The sequence below is a fragment of the Phenylobacterium sp. genome, assembly GCF_036677185.1.
Lineage (GTDB): Bacteria > Pseudomonadota > Alphaproteobacteria > Caulobacterales > Caulobacteraceae > Phenylobacterium.
The window spans coordinates 167,994-186,308 of the sequence record NZ_JAKFEN010000018.1 but is presented as its reverse complement, the minus strand read 5'-3'; the positions used below and the strand labels follow the sequence as shown (position 1 = coordinate 186,308).

Below are 18,315 nucleotides of genomic sequence, written 5' to 3'. Positions count from 1 at the left end.
GGTTTTGACCGGCGTGAAAGGCAGACATTGCCCCCTGCGGCGCGCGCCGCTATGAGGCGCAGCCCTATCCCTCACACGGAGCTCTCGCCCTGTCCCGGCTGGTGATGAAATTCGGCGGCACGTCCGTGGCCGACCTGGAGCGCATCCGGCGCGTCGGACGGTTGGTCGCCGCCGAGGTCGAGGCCGGGCACCGCGTGGCCGTGGTGGTCTCGGCCATGTCCGGCAAGACCAACGAGCTGGTCGCCTGGACCGACGGCGCGGGCGCCGCGGCGCAAGGGTTGAACCCGTCCGACGACGAATACGACACCGTGGTCGCCTCGGGCGAACAGGTGACGGCGGGCCTGCTGGCCATGACCCTGCGCAACATGGGCCTGCCGGCGCGCTCCTGGATGGGCTGGCAGATCCCGATCATCGCCGACGACGCCCACGGCCGCGCCCGCATCGACGACATCCCGCCCGAGAAGCTCTCCGCCGCGCTCGACGCCGGCGAGGTGGCGGTGATCGCCGGCTTCCAGGGCGTGACCCGCGACGGCCGCATCGCCACCCTGGGCCGGGGCGGCTCGGACACCAGCGCCGTGGCCATCGCCGCGGCGGTGAAGGCCATCCGCTGCGATATCTACACCGACGTCGACGGGGTCTACACCACCGACCCGCGCATCGAGAGCAAGGCCCGCAAGCTCAACAAGATCTCCTACGAGGAGATGCTGGAGATGGCGTCCTTGGGCGCCAAGGTGCTGCAGACCCGTTCGGTCGAGCTCGCCATGGCCAAGAACGTGCCGGTGCGGGTGTTGTCCAGTTTTGTCGAGCCCGGCGAAGCGCCCGGCCAAGGCACCATCGTGTGCGACGAGGAAGAGATCATGGAAAAGCGGATCGTGAGCGGCGTCGCCTATAGCCGCGACGAGGCGAAGATCAGCCTCTTCGGCCTGCCCGACCATCCCGGCGTGTCGTCGGAGATCTTCGGCGCCCTGGCCGACGCCAACGTCAATGTGGACATGATCGTCCAGAGCCACGCGCGCACCGCCGACACCGCCAATATGGAATTCACCGTCGGCAAGCGCGACGCCCAGCGCGCCGTGGAGATCGTCCGCGCCGCCCAGCCGAAAATCGGCTTCGACGACGTGCAGGTGAACGAGGACGTGGCCAAGGTCTCGGTGATCGGGGTGGGCATGCGCAGCCACACCGGCGTGGCCAAGACCATGTTCAAGGCCCTGGCCGACAAGGGCGTGAACATCCAGGTGATCTCCACCAGCGAGATCAAGATCAGCGTGCTGATCGACGCGGCCTATACCGAACTGGCCGTCCGCGCCTTGCACGCCGGCTTCGGCCTGGACCAGCTCTAGGGCGAAATCCTCAGCAGCACCCGCCCCTGCTTGCCGCGGGCGGCGAAGCGGTCGAAGGCGGCGTCGGCGTCCTCCAGGTCGAAGACGCTGTCGATGGCTGGGCGCAAGGCCCCCTGCCCGCGCAGTTCGATCAGCCGCGACAGCTTGGCCGGCGTGGTGGTCAGCATCATCAGATAGCCCGCCTTGCGCGACGACACCGCCGAGCGGACGAAACCCATGGGATCGGCGAGCGGGTTGGTGCTGACATACATCCCGCCCTTGGCCAGGAAGGGTGCGGCCTCCCGGAACGACGACTTGGCCGGACAGTCGACGATCAGGTCGAATCGATCGCCCGGCCGGTATCGCGCTTGGCTCTCGTAGGGCCGGACGTCGGCGGCGCCCATGGATCGGACCCAGTCGGCGTTGGCTGCCGAGCAGACCGCGGTGACCTCTGCGCCCTGGCGGCTGGCGAGCTGGACCGCATAGACCCCGACACCACCCGCGGCCCCGATCACCAGGCAGCGCCGGCCGGCGTCGAGACGCTTCAGACCTTCCAGGATTTCGATAGCGGTCAGGCCCATGACCACCAGGGCGGCGGCGTCCTCATCGCCCATGTCCGCCGGGACCGCCTGAAGGTCGTTCTCGTCGATACAGGCATGGCCGGCATGGACGCGCGGGCCGCTCAGCACGTGGACATAGCCGATCACCCGCTGGCCGGTCCGGATGCGGCCGGCGTCGCTGCGGGTCACTCCGGCGAACTCGAACCCCGTGAGCACCGGCCCGACCTTGCGGAACCGCTTCACCTGAGACTTCCAGCCCCCCGCGCGAACCTGGACGTCCATCTCGTTGACCGCCGAGACCTTGATCTCCACCAGGACCTGGCCCGGGCGCGGAACCGGAATAGGAGCCTCACCCAACCCCATCCGGCCTTCGGTCAGGGTCAGGGTCAGGGCGCGCATGATCCCGGTCATGGGGTGGTCTCCGTCTCGATGCGGACCCCGAAGGCTTCGAAGCGCCTCAAGGCCGCCCATGCGTCGAGAAAGCTCTCCGGAAAGGCCAGGCCGCCAGGCGGCGGCAGTCCGCCGTCCAGGCCCAGGATACGCTCGACGCCAACCAGCACGCCCAGGGCCGTCAGGTGCGCCTGGCCGCGCGGGTCGGTGACGGTGGTGCGTCGTGTGACGATTTCGCCGCCTTCGAGTTCGCCGGTGATGTCGATGAAGAGGTCGTGCGAGGCCGCCAGGCCGGCCTGGGTCCCGCGCGACTCGCCAGTCCCCAGGTCGAAGCGGACATCCCGCGCGCCGGTCACCGCCGCCAGGCTGGGGACGTCGAGCACCCCCATGGGCATGGCGTCGAAGTCCGGCTGGCCCCGCCGCGCGACCTGGCGAACCGCCTCCGGCGCGTCGACACTGGTCCAGAGCCCGCCGCGGCGGATCAAGGCGCGGCCGACGAAGCCCGCGCTGTCGCCGGCGGTCATCGGACCGATGGGATCGGCATAGTCATAGAGGGCGGCGAGCTCAATACGGTCGATCCGGGCGAAGGCCCGCGCCGCGGCCTGGGCCGCCAAGGTCAGGACCCCGGCCTGCCAATGGCCTAGCATCAGGGCCGGCCGCGCGGGCGCGGCGGCGCAGACGGCGATGGCGCTGGAGGCCATGGTCTCCGCCGTCCGCACGATCCCGATGTGCGCGGCCCCCGCGCCCAGAGTCGCGGCCAGAAGGGCGTCGCCAGGGTCCTGCAGCGCCGCCACCACGAGGTCGACGGGACCGACCGCCGCCAGGCCGGGTTCCGGATCGTCCACGTCGAGATGCGCCGTGGCCGCGCCGAGCTCCCGGGCCAGGGCCTCGCCTTCCGCAGGCCGCCGGCCGGCCAGGATCAGCTCGACCCCGTGGCCCGCCGCGCGGATGTGGCGGGCGATCAGGCCGCCCACCAGGCCATAACCCCCGGCGATCAGGATGCGCGGCGTCACAGGGTCACCGCCATGCGCAGCTCGCTGGGGAAGCCGTGGTCGCGGGACAGCTCGGGCGAGCGGGTCTCGGCCAGGATGCGCAGGCCGTTGGCCTGGTAGAAGCCCACCGCCGGATTGTCGGCCAGGACGTCCAGCTGCAGTTCGCGATAGCCGGCGGTCCTGGCCCGATCGATGGCGGCGGCGAGCAGGGCCTTGCCGGCGCCCTTGCCCCGATGGCGTTCCGGCGTCGACAGGGCGTGCAGATAGTAGACGCCCTCCGGCACATGGGCGTTGAGATAGCTCGCCGTCTCGGCCCGGTCACCGAGGCCCTTCAGCTCGTCGAAGGTGACGACGCCCTGTGCGATCAGCCTGCCCGCCAGGGCCACGAGATTGTCCTTGAACCGGTAGAAGTTCGGCCCCTCGAAACCGAGCTCCAAGCCCAGCAGCTCCTCGCCGTCCGTGGCCACCGTCGTGCAGGCCGCGGCGAACAGGGTGTCGGCGACCGGCCAGGACGCCAGCACCACCCGGTCCAGCAGGCCGCTCCCCGCGCCGAACTGATAGTCGTAGCTGACCGGGCCGGTGGCGCGGATCAGGTCCGGAACCAGGCCCCCGAAGGCCTTGGCCTGGGCCGGGGTGATCGCTGCGATCTGAAGGGACTTGGCCGTCATGGGCGCCTCCGCTAGAACTGCTGACATATTACGATCCGTAAGTTACGATTAGTAACATAGGCGGAGCGGTCACGCCGTCAAGCGGCTTCGAGAGGACCTTCGTGCCGGCTAAGCGCATGCCTAAGGAGCAGCGGCGGACCCAGCTGCTGGAGACCGCCTCGGCTATCGTGCGCGCCCAGGGCACCGATGCGCTCACCCTGGCCCATTTGGCCGAGCAGGCCGGCGTGACCAAGCCCATCGCCTATGAGCATTTCGGCACGCGTGCGGGCCTGCTGATCGCCCTCTACCGGGACTATGACGACCGCCAGGCCAAGGCGGTGCAGGCGGCCCTGGAGGCCCAGGCCCGGACCCTTGAGGACGTGGTGGCGATCCTCAGCGCGGCCTATGTGGACTGTGTGCTCACCGCCGGTCCGGAGTTCGGCGCTATCGCCGCGGCGCTCTCGGCCAGCGAGGAGATGGAGGGATTCCGCGACAGCCTGCGCGAGGGCTATGTGGATCTCTACGGCGAGGCCCTGTCACGGTTCGCGGACCTGCCGCGGCCCGGCGGCCGAGCGCTGCTGCTGGGGATCATCGGGGCGGCCGACGCCCTCTCCCAGGCCGCGGCCAATGGCAGGATGCCACGCGCCGACGCGATCGACGCTCTATCTCAGATCATGCTTGGGGCTTTGTTGATCGCTCGTCGCTGAGCCGCCAGGCGGCCCAGACGCCGAGCATCGAGACCGGGGCCACGGCCACGAACACCCAGAGGCCCGCGGAGACGGCGCTGGCCTCGGATAGGCCGGCCGAGAACCCGACTAGGTTGGCGACCGCCGCCGAGGCCGCCGCCCCCACGGCCGAGCCGGTCAGGCGCACGGTGGTCATGGCCGCCGCGCCGATCGCGCGCTCGTCGCCCTCGGGCAGGCTGGCCAGCAACTGCTGGCTCATGAACGCCCAGGACAGGCCGAACCCGCCGCCCAGGAACATGCCGGCCAGCACGACCCCGGGAACCGAACCCCCTGGAAAGACCAGGGCGCTGCCGATGACGCCCAGGGTCGCCATGACCGCCCCCGCCCGGATCAGCCGCCGCGGCCAGGGCCCGGTCAGGTGGGCGACGGCGAGGCCAAGCACCGTCCAGGCCAGGGCCTCGACGGCGATGATGTAGCCAGCCCCCAGCGCGGAGAGGCCCGCCAGGGTTTGCAGGATCGCCGGGCCATAGATCGAAAAGCCCATCGAGGCCGCCGTCAGCAGGAACATGGCGGCGAAGCCCGAACCGGCGATGGTCCGCAGGTCGCCCGACCCCTTGGGCAGCAGGCGCACGGCCGCGCGGCCGTCCAGGGCGACCATGGCGATCAGCAGGCCGACGCCCAGGGCCGTCAGGCCCATGGACCGGGCGAAGTCGTGGACGATGTCGGCCAGGCCGATGGCGCCGACCCCGGCGGCGATGAGGCCGAGCTGCGGCCAGGCCACGCGGCTATCGCCGGCCTCGCCGTCGGCCGGCAGCAGCGCCCAGGCGGCCCAGGCCACGCCCAGCGCCTGGACGGCGAACAGCCAGAACACCCAGCGCCAGGCCTCCAGGTCGGCGAAGACGCCGCCGATCAGCGGGCCGAGCAGGCTGGCGATCCCCCAGATGCCGGTGACGGCGGCATAGACCCGCGGCAACAGGCGGTCGGGGAACATCAGGCCGATGGCGACGGAACAGAAGCCCACCACCCAGCCGCCGCCCAGCCCCTGCAGCACCCGGCCGATCAGGAAACTGTAGATGTCGGGGCCGGCGGCGCTCATGGCGCAGCCCGCTGCATAGAGCAGCGCCGCGGCGGCCGTGGCGCGGCGCAGGCCGAAGCGCAGGGCCAGCAGGCCCGAGCTGGCGCCAGCCAGCACCGAGCCCAGCAGGAAGCCCGCGGTCGCCCATCCGAAATAGGCGTAGCCGCCAAGGTCGGCGCCGACGCTGGGCATGATGGTCGCGGTGACCAGCGAGTCGGCGGCGCTGATCCAGACGCCCAGGCAGATCAGGACGAAGCGCGGCAGACGGCCGTCGCCCAGCACATCGGCCCAGCTTCCGTCCGCCCGCGCCCCTGCCATCATTTGACAATCTCCGAGTTTACAAATCCGAGGTAGACCTGGCCCGTAAATTTTGCAATACGTTGATTGTCAAATGCACACGACATCCGACCAGATCCTGTTGCAACTCAAGACCAGGGGGCCTGTCCAGACCAAGGACGTGGCCGCCGCCGTCGCCGTGACCCGCCAGGCCGCGCGCCAGCACCTGGAACGCCTGGCCGCCGAGGGCCTGGTCGAGCACGTCACCGAGCGCATGGGGGTGGGCCGGCCCCGCCGCTCCTGGTCGCTGACCGCCTTGGGAAACCAGCGCTTCCCCGACACCCACGCCCAGATGACCGTCGAGCTGATCGAGGCCGTGCGCGGCGAGTTCGGCGACGAGGGGCTCGACCGGCTGATCAAGCGCCGCGAGGCGGCCACCGAGGTCGGCTATCGCCAGGCCCTGGAGGGCGCCGTCGCCCTCGAGGCGCGCCTGGACCGCCTCGCCCAGATCCGGGCCGCCGAGGGCTACATGGCCGAGTGGAGCCGGCGCGAGGACGGCGCCTATCTGCTGATCGAAAACCATTGCCCGATCTGCGCGGCGGCTAGCGCCTGCCAGGGATTCTGCCGTTCGGAGCTGGCCCTGTTCCAGATGTTGCTGGCCCCGGCCAAGGTCGAACGCACCGAGCACATCCTGGCGGGGGCGCGGCGCTGCGCCTATGTCGTCACCCCATGGACGCCGTCGACGTCCGAGCCTTGACCGCCGGCGAGGCGTCCGGCAGGCCCTAGCCGCGTCCCGGGATCGGTAGCTGGAAGTCCGGCGACCAGTGGGTCGCCGTACCGGAGACCACATACCAGGTTATGAATAGGGCGCAGATCAGGGCGCCCGGGACGTAGGAATTGGTCCGCCGGTAGGTGAAGACCGCGATCACCCCCACGATGGCCAGCAGGGGCACGAACTGGATACCGATGATGGTGTTCAGCGGCTGGTCTATGGCCAGGACGCCGGTGGCGAACAGGCTGGCGTACTGGAGGCTCAGCAGGACAATGAAGCCCAGGCACATGGCGAGCGCGGCGGTCAGGTACTGGCCCTTCCCCTCCCCTTTCCGTCCCAGGTTGGCGTGCAAGGCCCGCAGCGCGACCAGGAAGAAGGCCGTCCACAGCGGCAGATAGGCCAGGGCGTAGGTGAGATGCAGCCCGTCCAGCGGCTTCAGGCCCAACACCCAGAACCGATAGTCGACGTGCCAGAGCGCATCGACCAGGGCCAGCGAGGCGTAGCCGACCGCCACCGTGGCCACGGCGATGGCGGCGCTCTTCAACCAGTCGGTGGCGAAGGCGGGCTTGGCGGATTTCAGCACCAGGCCTAGCAGCAGGGTGATGACCGCGTTGGCCAGGGCCCAGACCAGCAGTTGGTTCGTCACCCACTGCGGGAAGCCCGGGATCGGCAGGAAGGCCTGACCGACGAACATCAGCGGCAGGTAGGTGATCGCCGGGATCGACGCGGTCAGGACGAAGGCCATCCACCAGCGGCGATCCCGCGTCTCGGCCGCGGGCGCGGCCGGTTGGACGAGGCCCGAGAACCACGGGGCGGCCAACAGCAGTTGGAAGGTTCCCAGCAGCAGCACCACCAGGCCCGCGAAGGCGATCAGGGTGCCGACCTCCTTCCAGATCCAGATCTGTTCGGTCGGCGGCAGGGGATTGGCCTCGCCATCGAGGGTCTGCTGGAACCAGTCGACGGCCGGCGCCACGCCCGCCACGGAGAAATGCTCCCAGGGATGGGTGATGGCCGGGTTGTATAGAACCCGCGCCGTGCCCGCCTTGAGGTCGCCATAGACCCGACCCTCGACCACCGGGGCCGTGGTCCCGAACAGGGCCTGTAGGGCCTTGGACTTGGCGACGTCGGAGCCCCGCTCCACCTGCCACATCAACGGCGCGAATTCGTCATAGCCGCCGAACACCAGGGCGAGATTGCGCAGTTCGGCCTTGGCCTGGCTGCCGAACACCGCGCCGATGGCCGGGGTCGAGCCTTCCAGCACCGCGGACCTGTAGCCGTCCGGATCCGAGGCCGCGGCGCCCACCACCGGGCCGCCGCCCAGGCTGTGGCCCTCCAGGCCGATATTGCCACGATCCACCTGGGGCAGGCTCTTGAGGTAGCGCAGGGCCGCGGGACCGCCGAAGTCGTTGCTGCCGACGATGCCGGTGGAATAGCCATGGCCGGACTGGTCGATGGCCAGAACCACGAAGCCGCGTCGGGCCAGCTCGATCGCGAAGGCCGACTGCATCTCGCGGGTGTTGATATAGCCGTGGCTGACCAGCACGGCCGGCGCCGGCTTGGTCGCGCTGGCGCCCGGCGGGGTGTAGACCAGGGCCGACAGGGTCGTGCCCTTGTCGCCCGGGAAGCGCACGTCCTCGACGGTCACGCCGCCGGTGGTCTGGATCGCGTGGGCCAGCAACGACCCGGCCAGGATCAGCAAAACGCCCACCGCGAACGGCAGCCAGGTCTTACGCATCGTCGCCTCCCCAGACGCAGCTTGTTCTTGGGCGCGACTATGGGCGCCCGCGGCCCGCCGCGCTAGAGCTTCAGGGCTCGCAGCCGCAGGGCGTTGCCAACGACGCTCACCGAGGACAGCGACATGGCCAGGGCCGCGATGGCCGGCGAGAGCAGCAGGCCGAAGGTGGGGTAGAGCAGGCCCGCCGCCAGGGGCACGCCCGCCAGGTTGTAGGCGAAGGCGAAGACCAGGTTCTGGCGGATGTTGCCCATGGTCGCCCGCGAAAGCCGGATGGCGCGGTCAAGGCCGGCCAGATCACCGCCCAGCAGGGTGACGCCCGCGCTCTCCTTGGCCACGTCGGCCCCGGCGCCCATGGCCACGCCCACGTCGGCGACGGCCAGGGCGGGCGCGTCGTTCACGCCGTCGCCGGCCATGGCGACCACGCCGCCCTCGGCCTTCAGCTTCCGAACCGCCTCGGACTTGTCGGCGGGGGAGACCTCGGCCTGGACGTCGTCGATACCGAGCTTGGCCGCCACGGCGCGGGCGGTGACGGCGTTGTCGCCGGTCAGCATCACGATACGCACGCCGCGCTTGTGCAGGGCGGCGATGGCCGCTGCGGCCGAACTCTTGATCGGGTCGGCGATCGCGATAAGCCCGGCGAAACGCCCGTCGAGGCCGACCAGGACCACGGTGGCGCCTTCAGCCCGCAGGGCGTCGGCCTGCGGCGCGGCGGCGGCGACACCCTGCTCGCCCAGGAAGGCCGCGCTGCCGATGACGACGTCGCGCCCGTCGACGCGCCCGAGCACACCCTTGCCGACCGGCGAGTCGAACGCGCTCGCCTCCGACAGTTCGATCCCCTTCGCGGCGGCGACGATGGCCCGGGCCAGGGGGTGTTCGCTGGAGCGCTCCAGGCTCGCGGCCAGGCGCAGCAGTTCAGCCTCTTCGAAGCCCGGCTCGGGCCGGATGGCGGTGACCTTCGGCTTTCCCTCGGTGAGGGTGCCGGTCTTGTCCACCACCAGGGTGTCGACCTTCTCCAGCCGCTCGAGGGCCTCGGCGTCCTTGATCAGCACGCCCGCGTGCGCGCCGCGCCCGACGCCCACCATGATCGAGATGGGCGTGGCCAGGCCGAGCGCGCAGGGACAGGCGATGATCAGCACCGAGACGGCGGCGACCAGAGCGTAGGCCAGCCGCGGCTCGGGCCCGATCATGGCCCAGGCGGCGAAGGCGATCGCCGCCACGGCGACGACGGCGGGCACGAACCACCCGGACACCCGGTCGGCCAGACGCTGGATCGGCGCGCGGCTGCGCTGGGCGGCGGCCACCATCTGGACGATCTGGGCCAGGACGGTTTCGGCGCCGACCCGCTCGGCGCGCATGATGAAGCCGCCGGTGGCGTTGACGGCGCCCGCGGTGACCGGATCGCCCGGCGCCTTGGTCACCGGCATGGACTCGCCCGTTATCAGGCTCTCATCGACCGCGGCACGGCCCTCGACCACCACGCCGTCTACCGGGATCTTCTCTCCCGGACGGACCCGCAGCAAATCGCCGGGATGGATGTCGCCCACCTCGACCTCCTCGTCGCGGCCGTCCCGGACCCGCAGCGCCGTGCTGGGCGCCAGGTCCATCAGGGCGCGCAAGGCGTCGGACGTACGCTCACGGGCTCGCAGTTCCAGCAGCTGTCCCATCAGCACCAGGACGACGATCACCGCGGCGGCCTCGAAATAGAGTGGCGGTGTTCCGTGCGCGTCCCGGAAGGCGGCCGGGACCAGGCCCGGCGCCAGCAAGGCCAGGGTGCTGAACAACCAAGCGACCCCGGTTCCAAGCGCGATCAGGGTGAACATGTTGAGGTTGCGGCTGACCACGGAGGCCCAGCCGCGGGCGAAGAACGGCCCCCCGGCCCACAGCACCACCGGCGTACCGAACAGGAACTGCAGCCATGGCCCCCAGTCATGCGGAATCGGCAGGGATAGACCCAGGTGGCCGCCCATCTCCAGCGCCAGCAGCGGCGCGGTCAGCACCATCCCCACCCAGAACCGGCGGCTGAAGTCGGCGATCTCCGGATTGGGTCCGACGTCGGCCGAGAACACCTCAGGCTCCAGGGCCATGCCGCAGATCGGGCAGGCGCCCGGCCCCTCCTGGCGGATCTCGGGGTGCATGGGGCAGGTGTAGATGGTCCCGGGAGGCGCCGGCGGATCGGACTCGCGCGGCGACAGGTAGCGATCCGGGTCGGCGATGAACTTGGTCCTGCACCCGGCGGAGCAGAAGTGGAAGGTGGCGCCGTCGTGCTCGGAGAATGGCTTGCCCGCCGTGGTGTCGACACTCATTCCGCAGACCGGATCGATGGCCAGGTGCGCGGTATGACCGTCGGCATCGTGATCGTGATGATGATGCGACATGGCGCGACCTCCGCTGGTTCTCGATTTCGCCTAGCCACATATACCCCCATAGGGCATATTGCAATTACCCTGGGAGGGTATGATTTCCGCGGCGAGAGGACATTCGGATGAAGCGCGACGACAAGCCCAAACTGCTCAACCGCCTGAGCCGGGTCGAAGGCCAGGTGCGCGGGATCGCGCGCATGGTGGAGGAGGATCGCTACTGCATCGACATCCTCACCCAGCTGCAGGCGGTGCGCGCGGCCCTGTCGCGGGTGGAGGCCGAGATGCTGAAGGACCACCTGAGTCACTGCATCGAAGGGGCCATCATCAGCGGCGATGTGCAGGAACAGCGCAAAAAGGCTGGCGAGCTGATCGAACTGCTCGGTCGCGTCTCACGTTGACGCTAGGACCGCTTTTCCATCTCCGTTCCGACATCCAAAGCTGCTAGGAGCGGACTGAACGAGGGAGAGAAACGGCCGATGGCCTTGCAGGGCGTCGCCATCCGGGGGCAGCGGAGCCTACTGCGTCAGATCCGCGAGGCTCTGGCGTCGGGCGGGCCCGCGCAGGCGCGCCTCGACACGGTGGTGCGGATCATCGCCCGCTCGATGGTGGCTGAAGTCTGCTCGCTCTACATGCGCCGCGCGGCCGGCGACATCGAGCTGTTCGCCACCGAAGGCCTCGATCCCGAAGCCGTCCACGTCACCCGCATGAAGCCCGGCGAGGGCCTAGTCGGCGAGATCATGCGCCTGGGCCGGCCTCTCAACCTGTCGGACGCCCCGAACCATCCGGCCTTCTCGTACCGCCCGGAGACCGGCGAGGACCCGTTCCACGCCTTCCTCGGCGTGCCCCTGCTGCGCGGCGGCCGGGCCATCGGGGTGCTGGTGGTCCAGAACCGCACCGAACGGGTCTATGTCGACGACGAGGTCGAGGATCTGCAGATCGTCGCCATGGTCCTGGCCGAGATGGTGGCCGGCGGCGAGCTGATCTCCGAGGGCGAACTGAAGGGCGTCGAACTCGCCCCGCACAAACCCGAGCGGCTGAAGGGCGCCAAGTTCGCCGACGGCTTGGCCCTGGGCGTGGCGGTCCTGCACGAACCGCCGGTGGCGCCCTCGCAACTGCTGGCCGACGACGTCGTCGCCGAGGAGGCCCGGCTCAACACGGCCGTCGCCAGCCTACAGGCCCAGATCGACGAGATGCTGGACGGCCAGCACGGCCTGCTGGCCGACGTCTCCTACGAGGTGCTCGACACCTACCGGATGTTCGCCCACGACCGCGGCTGGAACCGCGGCCTGGAAGATGCGGTGCGCAATGGCCTGACCGCCGAGGCGGCCGTGGAGCGGGTGCGTTCCGAGCACCGCGCACGCCTCGGCCAGGCCCGCGACCCCTATTTGCGCGAACGGCTGCACGACTTCGAAGACCTGGCCGACCGGCTGCTGCGCCACCTGTCAGGCGACGCCCATTCGGCCCGGGAGCTGCCCGAGAACGCCATACTGATCGCCCGCAACCTGGGCCCCGCCGACCTGCTGGAATACGACCGCACCAAGCTCAAAGGCCTGTTGCTGGAGGAAGGCTCCTCGGCCAGCCACGCGGCCATCGTCGCCCGCGCCCTGGATATTCCCTGCGTCGGCCGGCTTTCGGGCCTGCGCGACCGGGTTTCGGAAGGCGACGCTGTGATCGTCGACGCCGAGACCGGCGAGGCCTATCTGCGTCCGCGCCTCGACGTGGTGAAGGCCTTCAAGGCCCGGCTCGAAGTCCGCCTGCAGCGGCGCGCCGAGTTCGCCAAGCTGCGCGACACACCGGCCTTCACCCGCGACGGCGCCAAGATCACCCTGCTGATGAACGCCGGCCTCGACGTCGACCTCGACATCCTGGCCGAGACCGGGGCGGAGGGCATCGGCCTGTTTCGCACCGAGTTCCAGTTCATGGTCGCCGAGGAGATGCCGCGCTTCAACGCCCAGACGGCGCTCTACGGCCGGGTGATGGACGCGGCCGGCGACATGCCGGTGACCTTCCGCACCCTCGACCTCGGCGGCGACAAGATCCTTCCGTACATGGAGGCCGAGCGCGAGGAGAACCCGGCCCTGGGCTGGCGCGCCATCCGCATGGGGCTGGACCGGCCAGGACTGCTGCGCCTGCAGCTCCGCGCCCTGATCGCCGCCTCGCGCGGCCGGCCGCTGCGGATTATGTTCCCCCTGGTGGCCAGCGTCGACGAGTTCCGCGCCGCCCGCGCCCTCGTCGACCACGAGGTGGCCTGGGCCCAGCGCCGCGGACGGCCGGCCCCCTCGCGCCTGGACGTCGGCGCCATGATCGAGGCCCCGGCCCTGATCTGGCACCTGGACGCCCTGCTGCCGATGACCGACTTCGTCAGCGTCGGCACCAACGACCTGATGCAGTACCTGTTCGCCGCCGACCGGGGAAACCCGCGAGTGGCCGACCGCTACGACTTCCTGTCGCCACCGGCCCTGCGCGCCCTGGAGGCGATCCAGCGGGCCTGCGCCGAGACCGGCACGCCCGTCTCCGTCTGCGGCGAGATGGCCGGCCGGCCGCTGGAGGCCTTCGTTCTCGTGGCGCTGGGTTTCGACCGGCTCTCCATGCCGCCGGCCGGGATCGGGCCGGTCAAGCAGATGGTGTTGTCCTGCGACCGTGAGGCCGCCCGCCGGGGAGTCTCGGCGCTGATCAAGGGCTCGGCCGGATCGATCCGCAACGAGATCGAGACCCTCGCGCGAAAATTGTACCTCGCCATCTGACCGGGCGGCCGGGCGAGCTTGGCAATTGGTCACATTTCGATCCCGATTCACCGCCAGAACTCGGCCGGTCGATGCGCTGGGGAAGCCGTTTCGCGGCCTTGCCGCGGCGCAATAGCACATTGAATTTTGGGGCCAAAACTGGTATTCGCAACAGACTGTTAAAGACTGTGTGCCATCAGATCGGGCTGTCTTCGCGCGCCTCTGGTCGCGGATGAGAGAAGGGGCTTCGGGTAGCCATGGCGCTCGATACTGGCCGGGTTACGGATCTGCATTTGCGGAGCGATGGGCCTGTTGATCCCGGTCCGGTTGAATCCTACATGCCCACCTTGAGCAGCGGCCCGAATATCGGCGCGGCCTTGAAGGCGGTTCGCGAATCCCGCGGGCTGAGCGTGGAGGCGCTGGCCGAGATCACCCGCATCCGCCGCGCCTATCTGGCGGCGATCGAGGAGATGCGGCTGGAGCAGCTTCCGTCGCGCCCCTTCACCATCGGCTATGTCCGCGCCTACGCCAACGCGCTCGGGCTGGACGGCGAAGCCGCGGTCGATCGGTTCAAGCTGGACGAACCCACCCCCGACACCGCCCTGCGCGAACCGGTCGGCGTCAGCAACGAGAAAGACCCGCGCCTGACCCTGGTCCTGGTGGTCGGGACCCTGATGATCGGCGCCATCGTCCTGTGGAACGTCGCCCAGCGCGCGATGAGCGACCAGCAGCCGCCCCCCGCCGCAGCCGCCCCGCAAACGGCTGCGGTCAGCCCGGCCGCCGCCGCGCCGACGGGGCCTGTCTCCCTCGGTGCGCCCTTGCCGGCGCCCGTGGAATCCACGACGCCCGCGCCCTATGAGACACCCGGCCTTGCTGACGCCACCGCCGCCGGCGGCTCATCCGACGCCGTGATCGCCGCCAAGCAGGCGGCCAAGGCCAATCCCGACGCCCAGCCGGTCGTCCCGGCCGAGTCCCTGCCGGCCACCTTCGCCGCCAGCGGAACGGTCTACGGCGCCGAGCCCGGCTTGTCGGTGGTGACCCTCCAGGCTCGCAAATCAACTTCGCTGATCGTGCGCGGCGCCGACGGAGCGGTCTATTTCGCCCGCCAGCTCGCGGCGGGCGAGGCCTATCGCGCCCCAGCGCTCAAGGGCCTGACGGTGGAGGTCTCCGACCCAGCCGCCGTTCAGGTCTTCGTCGGCGGCCAGTCCAAGGGCCTGATGCCGGCCCCGACCGCGGCGCTGGAAAAGCTGGCGCTCTAGCGCGGCTATTTCGCCGGGACGTCGCACCGAGGACGAACGAGACGCCCCCGGGTTCCGACAGGGTCCTGAGGTCTTTCCCTAGGGCTTGAGATCGATCGCGGCCTTGAAGCCGCCGTCCATGTAGAAGGGCGTCGAGCTGTGCTCGTGGACGATCCGCCAGGCGCCGTCGACGCGCCGCAGGCAGACCGTGGAGCGGAACCACAGATCGACCTCCTCGCCATCGATCTTGGTCCCGGCCAGATGGATCAGGCCGAAGGCGAAGGCCAGATCGCCTGAAGCCGCGATCTGAAGGTCACGCGGCTCGTTGCGGATCGGCGTGCGCCAGGTGGCGAACCACTGGTCCAGGCTGGCGCGAGCCCGCGCCGGGCCGCCGACATGGGCCAGGGGCGGATCGAGGTCATAGTTCACCACCTCGTCGGCGAGCGTCGCGACCGCCGCGGAGGCGTCACGGGCATGGAGAGCGGCGGCGCGGACCTGCAGCAGGGTTCGGATCTGTTCGGCGTCGGTCATGGAGAGCTCCTGGTTGGAAGGGCGTCGCGCCCCGGGGATCGCCCGGAGGACGACGGCGACCGCCCCGGTCCCGACATTTTGCGCCGCAGATTTTTCTCCGCCGCCGGATCAACGCGGCGGCGGGCTTGGGATTTGGCGCGAAAGGCCCTATTTTCCGCCCGCCATGACCGCCCAAGATCACACCCACCTCCGTCCCTGGCGCGCCGTCGCGCGCCGTCCCTCGCGCAAGATTCGGGTGGGCGACGTCGAGGTGGGAGGCGACGCGCCGATCACCGTCCAGTCGATGACCAATACGCTGACAGCCGACGCCGCGGCCACCATCGACCAGATCCGTCAGCTGGAAGAGGCGGGAGCCGACATCGTCCGCGTCTCCTGCCCGGACGAAGCCTCGACCGCGGCCCTGAGCTCCATCGTCAAGGCGTCCAAGGTCCCGATCGTCGCCGACATCCATTTCCACTACAAACGCGGCATCGAGGCGGCCAAGGCCGGCGCGGCCTGCCTGAGGATCAATCCCGGCAATATCGGCAACCCGGACCGCGTGCGCGAAGTCATCCAGGCCGCCCGGGACCACGGCTGCTCCATGCGCATCGGGGTCAATGCCGGCAGCCTCGAGCCGCACCTGCTGGAGCGCTATGGCGAGCCCTGCCCCGAGGCCATGGTCCAGAGCGCGCTCGACCACGCCAAGATCCTGCAGGACCACGACTTCCACGAGTTCAAGATCAGCGTGAAGGCCTCCGACGTCTTCATGACCGTGGCCGCCTATCAGCAGCTCTCCGAGGCCATCGATTGCCCGCTGCATGTGGGCGTCACCGAGGCCGGCGCCCTGCGCAACGGAACGGTGAAGTCGGCCATCGGCATGGGGAACCTGCTCTGGGCCGGCATCGGCGACACCATCCGGGTCAGCCTGGCCGCCGATCCGGTGGAGGAGATCAAGGTCGGCTTCGACATCCTGAAGTCGCTCGGCCTGCGCCATCGCGGCGTCAACATCATCGCCTGCCCGTCCTGCGCGCGGCAGGGCTTCAACGTCATCAAGACGGTCGAGACCCTTGAAGCGCGGCTAGCGCATATCTCCCAGCCCATGAGCCTGTCGATCATCGGCTGCGTGGTGAACGGGCCGGGCGAGGCCCTGATGACCGACATCGGCTTCACCGGCGGCGGCAAGGGCGCGGGCATGGTCTACATGGCCGGCAAGGCGCACCATAAGATGGACAACGAGGCGATGGTCGAACACATCGTCGAATTGGTCGAGGCCAAGGCCGCCGAACTCAAGGCGCAGGACCAAGCCCTCGAGGCGGCGGAATAGCCGCGTAAATCCGAACATTGCACGGATGACATGAAAATGACGCCCGCGTCACTCTTGCGCCCGGCGCAAGGGCTTGATTAGGTGGCCTCCGCCTAATCAGGGAGGGACACCATGTCCGCGGACGGCAACTGGAAGATCACCATCAACTCGCCCATGGGCGCGCAGGAAGTCGAGGCGGCCATCACCACCAGCGGTGACACCTTCACAGGCTCCACCAAGGGCCGCATGGGTGAGCAGACCATCGAAGGCAAGGTCAACGGCGATACGCTGACCTGGTCCACCTCGATCACCCAACCCATGCCCATGACGCTGGAATTCTCGGCCACCGTGGCCGGCGACAGCATGACCGGCAACGTGAAGCTGGGCGCGTTCGGCAACGCCCCGCTGACCGGCGTCCGCGCCTAAGCGACTTCGCGAAAGCAACCTGAGGGCCCTCGCCTCGCGGCGGGGGCCTTTTCGTTTGCCGGGGTGTTTGGCTTCTTGGCGCGGGAGCGTTAGAGGAAGCCTCCCATTTTCCATCGGTGATCAAACCCCGTGCGACTTCCCCAGGCCAGACTGGACCAGGTGCTCGACCGCTTCCGCGAGATCGAGGCGCGGATGGAAGCCGCCACCGACGGGACCGAGATCGTGAAGCTCTCCAAGGAGCACGCGGAGCTGAAACCCGTGGTCGAGGCGGTCAAGGCCGTGGCGCGCGCCCGCGACGAGCTGCCTGAGCTGGAGGAGATGGCCAAGGCCGGCGACCCGGAGATGGCGGGCCTGGCCCAGGAAGAACTCCAGAAGCTGAACGACAGCCTGCCCGAGCTGGAACGCCAGGTAGCCCTGCTGCTGGCCCCAAAGGACAAGGACGAGAACGCCTCGGCCATCCTGGAAGTCCGCGCCGGCACCGGCGGCGACGAGGCGGCCCTGTTCGCCGGCGACCTGTTCCGCATGTACCAGCGCTACGCCCAGGCCCAGGGCTGGAAGGTGGAGATCGACTCGGTCTCCGAGGGCGAGGTCGGCGGCTACAAGGAGATCATCGCCTCGATCAACGGCGATGGAGTGTTCGGTAAGCTGAAGTTCGAGAGCGGCGTGCACCGGGTGCAGCGCGTGCCCGACACCGAGGCCGGCGGGCGCATCCACACCTCGGCCGCCACCGTGGCGGTCCTTCCCGAGGTCGAGGACGTGGAGATCGACATCCGCGACGCCGACCTGCGCATCGACACCTACCGCTCGTCCGGCGCCGGCGGCCAGCACGTCAACAAGACCGACTCGGCGGTGCGCATCACCCACCTGCCCACGGGCATCGTGGTCACCTCGTCGGAGAAGTCGCAGCACCAGAACCGGGCGCGGGCCATGAAGGTGCTGCAGGCCCGGCTCTACGACCAGCAGCGTGAGGCGCTCGACACCGCCCGCGCCGACGCCCGCAAGAGCCAGGTGGGCTCCGGCGACCGCTCCGAGCGCATCCGCACCTACAACTTCCCACAGGGCCGGGTGACGGACCACCGCATCAACCTGACCCTCTACAACCTGGCCAAGGTGATGGAGGGCGAGGGCCTCGCCGACGTGATCAATCCGCTGATCGCCGAGGATCAGGCCGCCCGGTTGGCCGCCTTGGAAGACGAGTTCGGCTGACGCCGGAGCGCCTGCGCCGCCGCTCGGCCTGGCGCTGGCCGTCGGTCCAGGGCGCGACTGTCAGGGCCAAGGCCCCGGCGCGGTTTCCGATCCAACC

At 69.7% G+C, this 18,315-nt stretch carries 16 protein-coding genes; 9 read left to right on the top strand and 7 right to left on the bottom strand.

Features of this window, described 5'->3' with window-relative positions; translation table 11 throughout:
- Positions 1-89: 89 nt before the first annotated feature.
- On the top strand, positions 90-1,340 hold the full coding sequence (locus V6M51_RS09360; protein ID WP_305673903.1) for an aspartate kinase: 1,251 nt from the start codon (positions 90-92) through the stop codon (positions 1,338-1,340).
- Here V6M51_RS09360 and V6M51_RS09355 read toward each other — a convergent pair.
- From V6M51_RS09355 to V6M51_RS09345, 3 genes are read right to left on the bottom strand one after another with little or no spacing between them, the layout of a single operon-like run.
- On the bottom strand, positions 1,337-2,290 hold the full coding sequence (locus V6M51_RS09355) for an NAD(P)-dependent alcohol dehydrogenase (protein WP_332766582.1): 954 nt from the start codon (positions 2,288-2,290) through the stop codon (positions 1,337-1,339). The genes V6M51_RS09360 and V6M51_RS09355 overlap by 4 nt on opposite strands.
- Positions 2,287-3,282: a hypothetical protein gene (locus V6M51_RS09350; protein WP_332766580.1), complete on the bottom strand. Its 996-nt coding sequence runs from the start codon at positions 3,280-3,282 to the stop codon at positions 2,287-2,289. The genes V6M51_RS09355 and V6M51_RS09350 overlap by 4 nt, the downstream gene beginning before the upstream one ends.
- Positions 3,279-3,929, bottom strand: a complete 651-nt coding sequence (locus V6M51_RS09345; protein ID WP_332766578.1) for a GNAT family N-acetyltransferase — start codon at positions 3,927-3,929, stop codon at positions 3,279-3,281. Before V6M51_RS09345 ends, V6M51_RS09350 begins: the two co-directional genes overlap by 4 nt.
- Before the next feature lie 116 nt (positions 3,930-4,045).
- Between V6M51_RS09345 and V6M51_RS09340 the strand changes: the two genes are divergently transcribed.
- On the top strand, positions 4,046-4,615 hold the full coding sequence (locus tag V6M51_RS09340) for a TetR/AcrR family transcriptional regulator (protein WP_332766576.1): 570 nt from the start codon (positions 4,046-4,048) through the stop codon (positions 4,613-4,615).
- Here V6M51_RS09340 and V6M51_RS09335 read toward each other — a convergent pair.
- Positions 4,581-5,990: an MFS transporter gene (locus V6M51_RS09335; protein WP_332766575.1), complete on the bottom strand. Its 1,410-nt coding sequence runs from the start codon at positions 5,988-5,990 to the stop codon at positions 4,581-4,583. The genes V6M51_RS09340 and V6M51_RS09335 overlap by 35 nt on opposite strands.
- Positions 5,991-6,060: 70 nt before the next feature.
- On the opposite strand from V6M51_RS09335, the gene V6M51_RS09330 reads away from it, so the two are divergent.
- Positions 6,061-6,702, top strand: a complete 642-nt coding sequence (locus V6M51_RS09330; RefSeq protein ID WP_332766573.1) for a helix-turn-helix transcriptional regulator — start codon at positions 6,061-6,063, stop codon at positions 6,700-6,702.
- A 25-nt stretch (positions 6,703-6,727) separates the two neighbouring features.
- Here V6M51_RS09330 and V6M51_RS09325 read toward each other — a convergent pair whose 3' ends face one another.
- The gene (locus tag V6M51_RS09325) at positions 6,728-8,452 is read right to left on the bottom strand and encodes an alpha/beta hydrolase (RefSeq protein WP_332766571.1); all 1,725 of its coding nucleotides are present in this window, start codon (positions 8,450-8,452) and stop codon (positions 6,728-6,730) included.
- Positions 8,453-8,514: 62 nt separating this feature from the next.
- A complete protein-coding gene (locus tag V6M51_RS09320) occupies positions 8,515-10,827 on the bottom strand; it encodes a heavy metal translocating P-type ATPase (protein ID WP_332766569.1) in 2,313 nt (770 codons plus the stop codon).
- A 107-nt stretch (positions 10,828-10,934) separates the two neighbouring features.
- Here V6M51_RS09320 and V6M51_RS09315 point away from each other — a divergent pair, with 107 nt between their 5' ends.
- The 3 genes from V6M51_RS09315 to V6M51_RS09305 all read left to right on the top strand — a co-directional run bounded on the left by V6M51_RS09315 (position 10,935) and on the right by V6M51_RS09305 (position 14,794).
- Positions 10,935-11,210 (top strand): metal-sensitive transcriptional regulator, encoded by a 276-nt coding sequence (locus V6M51_RS09315; RefSeq protein ID WP_332766567.1) that lies wholly within the window; start codon positions 10,935-10,937, stop codon positions 11,208-11,210.
- 78 nt (positions 11,211-11,288) lie between these two features.
- The gene (ptsP, locus tag V6M51_RS09310; protein ID WP_332766565.1) at positions 11,289-13,556 is read left to right on the top strand and encodes a phosphoenolpyruvate--protein phosphotransferase; all 2,268 of its coding nucleotides are present in this window, start codon (positions 11,289-11,291) and stop codon (positions 13,554-13,556) included.
- A 317-nt stretch (positions 13,557-13,873) separates the two neighbouring features.
- Positions 13,874-14,794 (top strand): helix-turn-helix domain-containing protein, encoded by a 921-nt coding sequence (locus V6M51_RS09305; protein WP_332766563.1) that lies wholly within the window; start codon positions 13,874-13,876, stop codon positions 14,792-14,794.
- A gap of 78 nt (positions 14,795-14,872) precedes the next feature.
- On the opposite strand, the gene V6M51_RS09300 is transcribed toward V6M51_RS09305, so the two are convergent.
- Entirely contained in the window at positions 14,873-15,304 is a 432-nt protein-coding gene (locus V6M51_RS09300; RefSeq protein ID WP_332766561.1) for a YybH family protein, read from the bottom strand.
- A gap of 163 nt (positions 15,305-15,467) precedes the next feature.
- Between V6M51_RS09300 and ispG the strand changes: the two genes are divergently transcribed.
- The 3 genes from ispG to prfA all read left to right on the top strand — a co-directional run bounded on the left by ispG (position 15,468) and on the right by prfA (position 18,218).
- The gene (ispG, locus tag V6M51_RS09295) at positions 15,468-16,607 is read left to right on the top strand and encodes a flavodoxin-dependent (E)-4-hydroxy-3-methylbut-2-enyl-diphosphate synthase (RefSeq protein ID WP_332766559.1); all 1,140 of its coding nucleotides are present in this window, start codon (positions 15,468-15,470) and stop codon (positions 16,605-16,607) included.
- Positions 16,608-16,718: 111 nt separating this feature from the next.
- Positions 16,719-17,012 carry a hypothetical protein gene (locus V6M51_RS09290; RefSeq protein WP_332766557.1) on the top strand — a complete coding sequence of 98 codons (294 nt, stop codon included), beginning with the start codon at positions 16,719-16,721 and terminating at the stop codon, positions 17,010-17,012.
- Between the two features lie 129 nt (positions 17,013-17,141).
- Positions 17,142-18,218, top strand: coding sequence for a peptide chain release factor 1 (prfA, locus tag V6M51_RS09285; protein WP_305673874.1), 1,077 nt, complete (start codon positions 17,142-17,144; stop codon positions 18,216-18,218).
- Positions 18,219-18,315: the final 97 nt, after the last annotated feature.